The organism is Nocardioides sp. GCM10028917 (assembly GCF_042666175.1).
In the GTDB taxonomy this organism is placed as follows: Bacteria; Actinomycetota; Actinomycetes; order Propionibacteriales; family Nocardioidaceae; genus Nocardioides.
In genome coordinates this window covers 51,113-60,985 of the sequence record NZ_JBHTFL010000004.1, presented here as the reverse complement: position 1 = coordinate 60,985, position 9,873 = coordinate 51,113, and the positions used below count along the sequence as shown (strand labels likewise).

The 9,873-nt window shown below is 71.9% G+C and carries 9 protein-coding genes and 1 rRNA gene; 4 read left to right on the top strand and 6 right to left on the bottom strand.

From position 1 onward, the window contains the following. Nucleotides 1-179 precede the first annotated feature (179 nt). The 3 genes from rrf to ACFQW6_RS07140 all read left to right on the top strand — a co-directional run bounded on the left by rrf (nucleotide 180) and on the right by ACFQW6_RS07140 (nucleotide 2,093). Nucleotides 180-297 (top strand): 5S ribosomal RNA (rrf, locus tag ACFQW6_RS07150). Nucleotides 298-390: 93 nt separating this feature from the next. Next, nucleotides 391-1,416, top strand: coding sequence for a tetratricopeptide repeat protein (locus ACFQW6_RS07145; RefSeq protein ID WP_378542745.1), 1,026 nt, complete (start codon nucleotides 391-393; stop codon nucleotides 1,414-1,416). Between the two features lie 161 nt (nucleotides 1,417-1,577). Beyond that, a complete protein-coding gene (locus tag ACFQW6_RS07140) occupies nucleotides 1,578-2,093 on the top strand; it encodes a DUF3145 domain-containing protein (protein ID WP_300053647.1) in 516 nt (171 codons plus the stop codon). A gap of 31 nt (nucleotides 2,094-2,124) precedes the next feature. On the opposite strand, the gene ACFQW6_RS07135 is transcribed toward ACFQW6_RS07140, so the two are convergent. From ACFQW6_RS07135 to ACFQW6_RS07110, 6 genes are all read right to left on the bottom strand, one after another. Next, nucleotides 2,125-3,555, bottom strand: a complete 1,431-nt coding sequence (locus ACFQW6_RS07135; RefSeq protein ID WP_378542743.1) for an acyl-CoA carboxylase subunit beta — start codon at nucleotides 3,553-3,555, stop codon at nucleotides 2,125-2,127. 19 nt (nucleotides 3,556-3,574) lie between these two features. After that, nucleotides 3,575-4,825: a beta-ketoacyl-ACP synthase II gene (gene fabF / locus ACFQW6_RS07130; protein WP_378542741.1), complete on the bottom strand. Its 1,251-nt coding sequence runs from the start codon at nucleotides 4,823-4,825 to the stop codon at nucleotides 3,575-3,577. A gap of 90 nt (nucleotides 4,826-4,915) precedes the next feature. Further along, a complete protein-coding gene (locus tag ACFQW6_RS07125; RefSeq protein ID WP_378542739.1) occupies nucleotides 4,916-5,161 on the bottom strand; it encodes an acyl carrier protein in 246 nt (81 codons plus the stop codon). Between the two features lie 56 nt (nucleotides 5,162-5,217). Further along, complete coding sequence (locus tag ACFQW6_RS07120; RefSeq protein WP_378542737.1) at nucleotides 5,218-6,231, bottom strand: beta-ketoacyl-ACP synthase III; 1,014 nt, start codon at nucleotides 6,229-6,231, stop codon at nucleotides 5,218-5,220. Continuing rightward, a complete protein-coding gene (locus ACFQW6_RS07115; protein ID WP_378542735.1) occupies nucleotides 6,231-7,415 on the bottom strand; it encodes an acyltransferase domain-containing protein in 1,185 nt (394 codons plus the stop codon). Before ACFQW6_RS07115 ends, ACFQW6_RS07120 begins: the two co-directional genes overlap by 1 nt. A 79-nt stretch (nucleotides 7,416-7,494) precedes the next feature. Further along, the gene (locus ACFQW6_RS07110) at nucleotides 7,495-8,667 is read right to left on the bottom strand and encodes a PucR family transcriptional regulator (RefSeq protein WP_378542733.1); all 1,173 of its coding nucleotides are present in this window, start codon (nucleotides 8,665-8,667) and stop codon (nucleotides 7,495-7,497) included. 187 nt (nucleotides 8,668-8,854) lie between these two features. Between ACFQW6_RS07110 and ACFQW6_RS07105 the strand changes: the two genes are divergently transcribed. Further along, nucleotides 8,855-9,841 carry an alpha/beta fold hydrolase gene (locus ACFQW6_RS07105; RefSeq protein ID WP_378542731.1) on the top strand — a complete coding sequence of 329 codons (987 nt, stop codon included), beginning with the start codon at nucleotides 8,855-8,857 and terminating at the stop codon, nucleotides 9,839-9,841. The last annotated feature ends 32 nt before the right edge of the window (nucleotides 9,842-9,873 follow it).

The window sequence follows — 9,873 nt, the reverse complement described above, 5'->3', positions numbered from 1 at the left end:
GGTACTAATAGGCCGAGGGCTTGTCCCAACCACGTACAAAACCACACACGTGACAACACACGTGACACGTACGTACACCCGCGCAACCAACGAACACACACACTGTTCGCGTCCACTACGCAGTTCCCAACCAACAAACCCAACTCACAACTGTGGGGGTTTGAACAGGTTGAAAGAGTTACGGCGGCCATAGCGAAACGGGAAACACCCGGTCCCATACCGAACCCGGAAGTTAAGCCTTTCAGCGCCGATGGTACTGCAACCGAGAGGTTGTGGGAGAGTAGGACGCCGCCGGACAAACATTTGGCAGGGGCCACCAGTGATCTGGTGGCCCCTGCGCCATTTCTGGCGCGGTATGAGTAGCGTTGCCCCCGAACGGGGTGTCGAGGCGTGGAGAAGGGAAGTGCGGCTGTGGCCGAGGACCGTCGAGGACAGCGACCGTCACGAGGTGGGTCCGACGGCGGACGAGGTGGCTCGTCCGGCGGGGCCCGCGGCAGCTCTTCGTCGCGCGGCGGGTCCCAGGGGGACTCGCGCGGTGGATCCCGGGGTGACTCCCGCGGTGGATCCCGCAGCGACTCGCGCGGCGGCGCCAGCCGGTCCGGGGACACCCGGGGCAAGACCGGCGGCCGCGGCCCGTCAGCCGGCAAGCCGACGGGCGGCAAGCGTCCGGCCGGCGCCCAGCAGCGCGGGCCCAGGGGCCGAGCGGAGGACAAGGAGCCCCGCACGGCCGACCAGGCGGCGTACGACGGTCCTGACCTGCCCGAGCACATCACGGGCATCGAGCTCGACCGTGGCGTCCGCGCCCAGCTGAAGGGTCTGCCCGAGAAGCTCGCGGCCCGGGTCGCCCGGCACCTCGCAGCGGCCGGGGCTTTCATCGACGAGGACCCCGAGCTCGCCTACCGCCACGCCCTGGCCGCCCGTGCCCGTGCCTCGCGCATCGCGGTCGTCCGGGAGGCGGCGGGTGAGACGGCGTACGCCGCCGGGCACTACGCCGAGGCGCTGTCGGAGCTGCGTGCCGCCAAGCGCATGAATGGTGCGACGGACTACCTGCCGATCATGGCCGACTGCCACCGAGCGCTCGGCAACCCCGAGCAGGCGATCAAGCTGGCCAAGACGCCGTCGGTCGCCAACTTCAGCACCGAGGCAAAGGCCGAGATGACGCTGGTGGAGGCGGGCGCCCGACGCGACATGGGTCAGCTTGACGCTGCCCTGCGCACCCTCGAGCTCGCGCCGCTGACGTCGAAGAGCCGGTCTGCCTGGGTGGTGCGGCTGCGCTACGCCTATGCCGACACCCTCGAGGCGGCCGGCCGTGAGTCGGACGCGCTGGCGTGGTTCCACCGCACGCACGCGATCGACTCCGACGAGCTCACCGACGCCGCCGAGCGCGCGGAGATCCTGGAACGACGCCAGTCCTGACCGTCCGATCGGCGTGACCGCTGGCGCTCGGGCGCCACATGGGTCACAATGGGGCCACTAATCACATACGTGTCACTCAACTCTTTGAGCACTGACGACAGAACGCTGGGGAAGGCGCATCTGGAGCGTCGGAACTCAAGGAGGTCACAGTGACCACACGCATTGCTTCCCGTCCGGACGGTCCGGCCACGAGGGGCATTCTTTACGTGCACTCTGCTCCCTCCGCACTCTGCCCGCACATCGAGTGGGCCGTGGGCGGGATCCTCGGAGTCGCCGTCTCGCTCGACTGGACGCCGCAGCCTGCCCAGCCGGGGTCCTACCGGGCCGAGCTGTCCTGGACCGGTTCGGGTGGCACCGCAGCAGCGGTGGCGTCTGCCCTGCGGGGCTGGAACCACCTGCGCTTCGAGATCACCGAGGAGCCGACGAGCTCCACGGAGGGCACGCGCTTCTCGTGCACCCCAGACCTCGGGATCTTCCACGCCATCACGGGGCCGCACGGCGACATCCTGATCCCCGAGGACCGGCTGAAGGCCGCAGTGGTGAAGGCAGCCCTCGGCGACACCACGCTGCTGCTCGAGATCGACAACCTGCTCGGCAAGCCGTGGGACGACGAGCTCGAGACCTTCCGCCACGCCGGCGAGGGCGCGCCGGTGCGCTGGCTGCACCAGGTGGTCTGAGGGTGGTCTGAGGTGGTCTGAGGACGGCCCCTCAGAGCGGGATGTTGCCGTGGTGTCCGCGGTGCACGCCCGAGGTGTCGATCTCGTGGCGGAACGCGGCCGCGATCGCACTGCGGGTGCGACCCGGCTCGACCACCTCGTCCACGACGCCGATCTCGACGGCCTTGTCGACGCCACCGGCGATCCGCTCGTGCTCGGCGGCCAGCTCGGCCTCGACCTGGGGCCGGATCTCGGGGGAGACCTCCGCCAGCTTGCGACGGTGCAGGATGCGGATCGCAGCCACCGCACCCATCACGGCCACCTCGGCGCCCGGCCAGGCGAACACGCGGGTGGCGCCCAAGGAGCGGGCGTTCATCGCGATGTAGGCGCCGCCGTAGGTCTTGCGGGTCACCAGCGTCACTCGGGGCACCACGCACTCGCCGAAGGCGTGCAGGAGCTTCGCCCCGCGGCGCACGACGCCGTCCCACTCCTGCCCGACGCCGGGGAGGTATCCCGGCACGTCCACGAGGACGATCAGCGGCACGCCGAAGGCGTCGCACATGCGCACGAAGCGGGAGGCCTTCTCGGCCGACAGCGAGTCGAGGCAGCCGCCGAGTCGCAGCGGGTTGTTGGCCACGACGCCCACCGTTCGGCCGCCGAAGCGGCCCAGTGCGGTGACGATGTTGGGCGCCCAGCGGGCGTGCAGCTCCTGCATGGTGCCGTCGTCGAGGACGGCCTCGACGAGCGGGTGCACGTCGTAGGCGCGCTTCTTGGACTCGGGGAGCATCGCCGCGAGGTCACGGTCCTCGACCGCGTCGACGTCGAGGCTGTGCTGGGCGCCGAGGAGCGAGGCGACGGTGCGGGCCCGGTCGAGCGCCTCGCGCTCGGACTCGGTGAGGATGTGGACGACGCCCGAACGACGGCCGTGGGGCTCCGGGCCGCCGAGGCGCAGCATGTCGACGTCCTCGCCCGTGACGGAGCGGACGACGTCGGGTCCGGTCACGAAGATGCGGCCCTCGGGGCCGAGAATGACCACGTCGGTGAGGGCGGGACCGTAGGCCGCGCCGCCGGCCGCGGGGCCGAGGACCACGGAGATCTGCGGGATGACGCCCGACGCCTGCGTCATGACCTGGAAGATGCGGCCCACGGCGTGCAGGGAGAGCACGCCCTCGGCGAGCCGCGCGCCGCCGGAGTGCCACAGGCCGATGATCGGCACCCCGTCGGTGATCGCCCGGTGATAGGCATCGACCACGACCCGGCAGCCCAGGTCGCCCATGGCCCCGCCCATGACGGTCGCGTCGCTGCAGAAGGCGACGACCGCCGTGCCGTCGACCCGCCCAGTGGCGGCGAGCATGCCCGAGTCGTCATCGGGCGTCAGCAGCTCGAGCGTGCCCTCGTCGAACAGGGCCGTGAGCCGGTGGACGGGATTGCGCGGGTCCTGCTCGCGGGGCAGCTTGGCGGGCTTGGTGGCCGTCGTGGTCATGGGGTCCTCTTCCGGTTTCTCAGACGCTGCCGAAGGCGACCGCGACGTTGGCGCCGCCGAAGCCGAAGGAGTTGTTGAGCGCGACGACGTCGCCGTCGGGCAGGTCGCGCTTCGAGGTCGGGATGTCGAGGTCGACCTCGGGGTCCTTGTCGTCGAGGTTGATCGTCGGCGGGCTGACGCGGTCGTGGAGCGCCATGACGGTGGCCACGGCCTCGAGGGCGCCGGCGCCACCGAGCAGGTGGCCGGTCATCGACTTGGTGCTGGTGACCACGCAGCGGTCGACGTGCTCGCCGAGGACGGCGTGGAGCATCAGGCCCTCGGCGATGTCACCCTTGGGCGTGGAGGTCGCGTGGGCGTTGACGTGGACGACGGTGGCGGGGTCGACGTCGCCCTCGCGCAGCGCCATCTTGATGGCACGGGTGCCGCCGCGACCCTCCGGGTCGGGCTGGGCGATGTCGTGGGCGTCGTTGCTGATGCCGGCACCGCGCACCTCGGCGTAGATCTTCGCGCCGCGAGCGCGTGCGTGCTCCTCGGACTCGAGGATGAGCACGGCGCCGCCCTCGCCGAGGACGAAGCCGTCGCGGCCGGTGTCCCAGGGGCGGGAGACGGTGGTCGGGTCGCCGCCGTCCTCGCTGCCGGTCTTGGACAGCGCCATCATGTTGGCGAACGCCGCCATCGGCAACGGGTGGATCGCGGCCTCGGTGCCGCCGGCCATGACGACGTCGGCCCGGCCGAGGCGGATCAGGTCGATCGCCATGGCGATGGCCTCGTTGCCGGACGCGCAGGCCGAGGTCGGGGCGTGGACCGCCGCGCGGGCGCCGTACTTGAGGCTGACGTTGGCCGCCGGGGCGTTGGGCATGAGCATCGGGACGGCGAGGGGGGAGACCCGGCGCGCCCCCTTCTCGAGGAGGGTGTCGTAGTTGTCGAGGAGCGTGGTGACGCCACCGATGCCGGAGGCGAGCGCCACGCCGAGCCGCTCGGGCTCGAGGCCGGAGTCCTCCAGGCCCGCGTCGGCCCACGCCTGCTCGGCGGCGACCATGGCGAACTGGCTCGACCGGTCGAGACGGCGGGCCTTGACCCGCTCGAGGACCTCGGACGGCTCGACCGCCACGCGGCCACCGATCTTCACCGGCAGCTGGTCGACCCACTCGTCGGTGAGGCGCCTGACGCCGGAGGTGCCGGACAGCATCGCCTGCCAGGTGGAGGCGACGTCCCCGCCGACGGGGGAGGTGGTGCCGAGGCCGGTGACGACTACGCGGGTCGAGGGCATCTGATGTGGTTCCGTTTCTCGCGGGGGATGAGGTTCCTGGGTCACGGGGGCCGGGTTGCACGCCGGCCGCCCGTGACGCGGGGGAGAGCGTCAGCCCTGGGCGCGCTCGATGTAGGCGACGGCGTCGCCCACGGTCTTGAGGTTCTTGACCTCGTCGTCGGGGATGGTCACGCCGAACTTCTCCTCGGCGGCCACGACGACCTCGACCATGGAGAGCGAGTCGACGTCGAGGTCGTCCACGAAGGACTTGTCCAGCTGGACGTCGTCGGCGTCGACGCCGGCCACCTCGTTGACGATGTCGGCGAGGTCGGCGCGGATTTCTTCGGTGCTGGCCATGGGCCTTCCCTTCTTCTGTGTGGGTGCTGCTTGGGCTGGTCTGTGGGTGGTGCAGGTCAGGGGACGGTGACGACCTGGGCTGCGTAGGACAGCCCGGCGCCGAACGCGATGAGCAGCGCCGTGTCGCCCGACTTCGCCTCGCCCTCGGCCATCATCCGGTCGAGCGCGAGGGGGACCGACGCGGCGGAGGAGTTGCCCTGGTCCGCGACGTCGCGGGCGATCTTCACCGAGGCCGGGAGCTTCATCGAGCGCGCCATGGCGTCGATGATGCGCATGTTGGCCTGGTGGGGCACGAAGACGTCGAGCTCGTCGAGCGAGACCCCGGCCGTGTCCAGCGCCTGCTGGCCGATCTTGGCCATCGCGAACGACGCCCAGCGGAAGACCGGGTTGCCCTGCATGGTGAGGTGCGGCATCACGCCGGAGCCCGGCTGGGTGTCGGTGCCGACGACGTCGCGCCAGTCCTCGCGCTGACGGATGAGGTCGAACTGCTCGCCGTCGGAGCCCCACACGACCGGGCCGATGCCGGGGGTGTCGCTGGGGCCGACGACGGCCGCCCCGGCTCCGTCGGCGAAGATGAAGGCGGTGCCGCGGTCGGTGAGGTCGAGGATGTCGGTGAGCCGCTCCACCCCGATGACGAGGACGTGGCGGGAGCTGCCCGCGCGGACGATGTCGGAGGCGAGGGCGATGCCGTGGCAGAACCCGGAGCAGGCCGCGGAGATGTCGAAGGCGGCCGCACCATCGGTGCCGAGCTCGTGCGCGACCGCGGTGGCCACTGCGGGCGTCTGGAGCAGGTGGCTCACGGTCGCCACCACCACGCAGTCGATCTGGCCGACGTCGAGCCCCGACCGCTCGATGGCGATCCGCGAGGCCTCGACGGACATCATCTGCACGGACTCCTCGGGACCGGCCCAGCGGCGCGTCTTGATCCCGGAGCGCTGCTGGATCCACTCGTCGCTGGAGTCGATGGCGTCGACGACCTCGGAGTTCGGGACGAGGCGGGTGGGGCGGTAGGCCCCGACGCCCATGATGCGCGCGTGCGGGGCGCCCGCGCCGCCGGTGATGGTGGCCATCAGAGGGTGGCCTCGGGGTGGAGGCGCAGGAGGGGCTGTCCGGGCGAGACGAGGTCGCCGTCCTCGACCAGCCACTCGACCACGGAGCCGCCGTGCGGCGCGGTGATGTCGGTGCGGTCGCGCAGGCTGGCCACGGCGCCGATGACGGCGCCGGGCGCGAGCAGGTGGAGCTGGGCCGCCTCGGCCGAGATGTGGAACGTGCCCTTCGCGGGGGAGACGACCATCCGCCACGTCGGCGTGGTCTCGATCATCGACGCCTCGCCGTGCTTGTCGCAGAACTCGCGGGCGTCGTCGAGCTGGTCGGGTGTCTTGAGCGCGAAGGTCTCGACGCCCTTGAGCGCACGCTTCGCGATGCCGGTGAGCGTGCCGGCGGGCGGCATCTCCAGGATGCCGGTGACGCCGAGGTCGCTCATGGTCTCGAGGCAGAGGTCCCAGCGGACGGGGTTGGAGATCTGCCCGACCATGCGGCGCAGCACGTCGCGGCCGTCGTGGACGACCTGGCCGTCGCGGTTGGAGATCACCGGGGTGCGCGGGTCGTGGGTGGAGACCGACCGGGCCAGCGAGGCGAGGCGGTCGACCGCGGGTGCCATGTGGACGGTGTGGAACGCGCCGGCGACGCTGAGCGGCATCAGGCGCGCCTTGGCGGGCGGGTCCTCGGCGAAGGCCGCGAGCTGCTCCGTCGTACCGGCTGCGACGACCTGGCCGGGGCCGTTGTCGTTGGCGGCGGTGAGGCCGTGGCGCTCGATGGCCGCGAGGACCTCGTCGCGGTCGCCACCGAGGACGGCGGTCATCCCGGTGGCGGTGGTGGCCGCCGCGTCCGCCATCGCGTTGCCGCGCTCGCGCACCAGCACCATCGCCTGCTCGGCGGTGATCACCCGGGCGCCTGCCGCGGCGGTCAGCTCGCCGACGCTGTGGCCGGCGACCGCACCGATGCGCGCGAACGCGTCGGCCGGGTGCGGGAAGAGGTCGAGCGCCGCGACCAGCCCGGTCGCGACCAGCAGCGGCTGGGCGATCTTGGTGTCGCGGATCGTGTCGGCGTCCGCCTCGGTGCCGTAGTGGGCGAGGTCGATGCCGGCGACGGTGGCCAGCCAGTCGAACCGCGCGGCGAAGGTCGGGTCCTCCAGCCAAGGCGCGAGGAAACCGGGGGTCTGGGCCCCTTGACCGGGGGCGACGATGACGAGCACACGTCCACTGTGACGGGTCGTGGCCCGTCGGCGCGGGTCCGGCGCCGACGAATCTGACCCCCAGATCTTTGTAGGGTTCCTACAGTTCCGTTCGACCCGACTGTCGCCCTAGGATCAGCGCCAGCTGGAGGGCGAACGCCTCGCGCGGGCGGGTCGGTGACCAGCCTGTGGCGTCGGAGATCTGGCGCAGCCGGTAGCGCACCGTGTTGGGGTGCACGAAGAGGGCGCGAGCCGTCGCCTCGATCGACGAGCCGTGCTCGAACCACGCCGACAGCGTCTCCAGCAGGGTGCCGCGGGCGGCCACCAGCGGGAGGTAGACCTCGTCGACGAGGTGGCGCCGCGCGTGGCCGTCGCCGGCGAGGGCGCGCTCGGGCAGCAGGTCGCGGCTCGCGACGGGGCGCGGGGCGTCCGGCCAGCCGCTGGCGGCCCGGTGGGCCGACAGGGCGGCGCGGGCGGACGCGTTGGCGTGGGCGAGGTCAGCGGTGACGGGCCCGACCACGACAGGCCCGTCGCCGAAGTGGTCCAGCAGCCGGGTCGCCGCCGGGAGCGGGTCGGAGACGCCGCCCAGCACGACGACGAGCCGGTCGCCCTGCGTGGCGCACAGCGCGTCCATCCCCCCGGCGCGCGCCGAGCGGCGTACGGACTCGAAGACGTCGAGCTCGGCCCGGTGCGGAGGCGTGGAGCCCAGCACCACGGCCACGTCGCCGTGGGCCCCCCAGCCCAGTGCGCTCGCGCGCGACAGCACGCTCTCGTCGGCCTCCGCGCGGACGACCGAGTCGACGACCAGTGCCTCGAGCCGGGCGTCCCACGCGCCGCGGGACTCGGCAGCGCGGGCGTAGACGGCCGCGGTGGCGAAGGCCACCTCCCGCGCGTAGAGCAGCACCGCGTCGTGCACCTCGCTGGCGTCCTCCGGGTCGAGGAGTGCATCGATCGTCGTCTCGACGACCCGGATGCTCAGCCGCACCAGCTCGACGGTCTGCTGCAGCGAGATGACGCCGGTCAGCTCGCGCGGCGCGGCGCCGAACACGACGACGTCGAGCGGGTCGTGGGCCGACGCCTCGACCTCGTGGTCGTACCAGTCCACGAAGCCACGGATGCCGGCCTGCACGATAAGGCCGACCCACGAGCGGTCCTGGGCGCTCAGGTCGTCGAACCACGGCAGGTCGGTCGACATCCGGCCCGTGGCAGCCGTGCTCAGCGCGCCCGTGGAGTTGCGCAGGGCCTCGGCTGCGCGACGACGGGACGGGGTCACGGGACGACTGTAGTGGGGTGCGTCACGTAGTGGGATTCCCACGAACCGATGCGCGTTCGAGTGAGGAGCGCCGGTCGACGCCGCAGGTCACGACTTGGCATCGTGCGGAGGCGCGTGGGGTACCGGGCAGCACGCTCTGGTTGAATCCCGAACAGTTCTCACCCCCGAGATCGAGGTGGAAGGTCGCGTGGCCCGTCGCAGCAGCCCCCAGGTCGAGCACGTGACCGTGCACGGGCACCGACGCACCTACGTCCGCGCCGGATCGGGGCCCGTCGTCCTCCTGCTGCACGGCCTGGGATGCGACCACACGACCTGGATGCCAGTCATCGACTCGCTCTCCCGGACGCACACCGTCATCGCGCCCGACCTGCTCGGGCACGGGTCGTCCGACAAGCCGCGCGCCGACTACAGCGTGGGCGGCTACGCCAACGGCATGCGGGACCTGCTGACCGTGCTGGGCATCGACACCGCGACGGTCGTCGGGCACAGCTTCGGCGGGGGAGTGGCGATGCAGTTCGCCTACCAGTACCCCGAGCGCACCGAGCGCCTCGTGCTCGTGGGCTCCGGCGGACTGGGGCCCGAGGTCAACCCCGTGATCCGCGCGATCACGACCCCGGGCTTCCACCAGGTGATGGGCGTGCTGGCGGCGCCGGGGCTGCGCCACGCGGCCACGACGACGATGCGGGTGCTCGCCCGGAGCGGGATCAGCCAGCTGCGCGACCTCGGCGAGGTCGCCACCATCTACGACTCGTTCAAGGACCCGCGTGCCCGCGCCGCCATCCGCCACGTGGTCCGTGCGGTCGTGGACTGGAAGGGCCAGATCGTGACGATGGCCGACCGGGCGTACCTCACCGAGGCCATGCCGATGTGCGTGATCTGGGGCGCCGACGACCTCGTCATCCCGGTCAGCCACGCGAGCAACGCCAGTGCCCTGGCCCCGACCGCGCGGGTCGAGATCATTCCCAACGCCGGCCACTTCCCGCACCGTGACCACCCCGAGCGCTTCGCCAAGATCGTGCGGGACTTCATCCGCAGCACCGAGCCGGCCTGCTACGACCGCGACCGCTGGCGCGACCTCCTCGACGAGGGGGCGCCGGTCCGTCCGGTCGAGGCGCGCGCCGGCGACGGACCGCTCGACCCGCTCGACGACGTACGACACGCAACACCCGCCTGACCCGGGCGGGTCAGGCGGGTGTCATCGCGTGG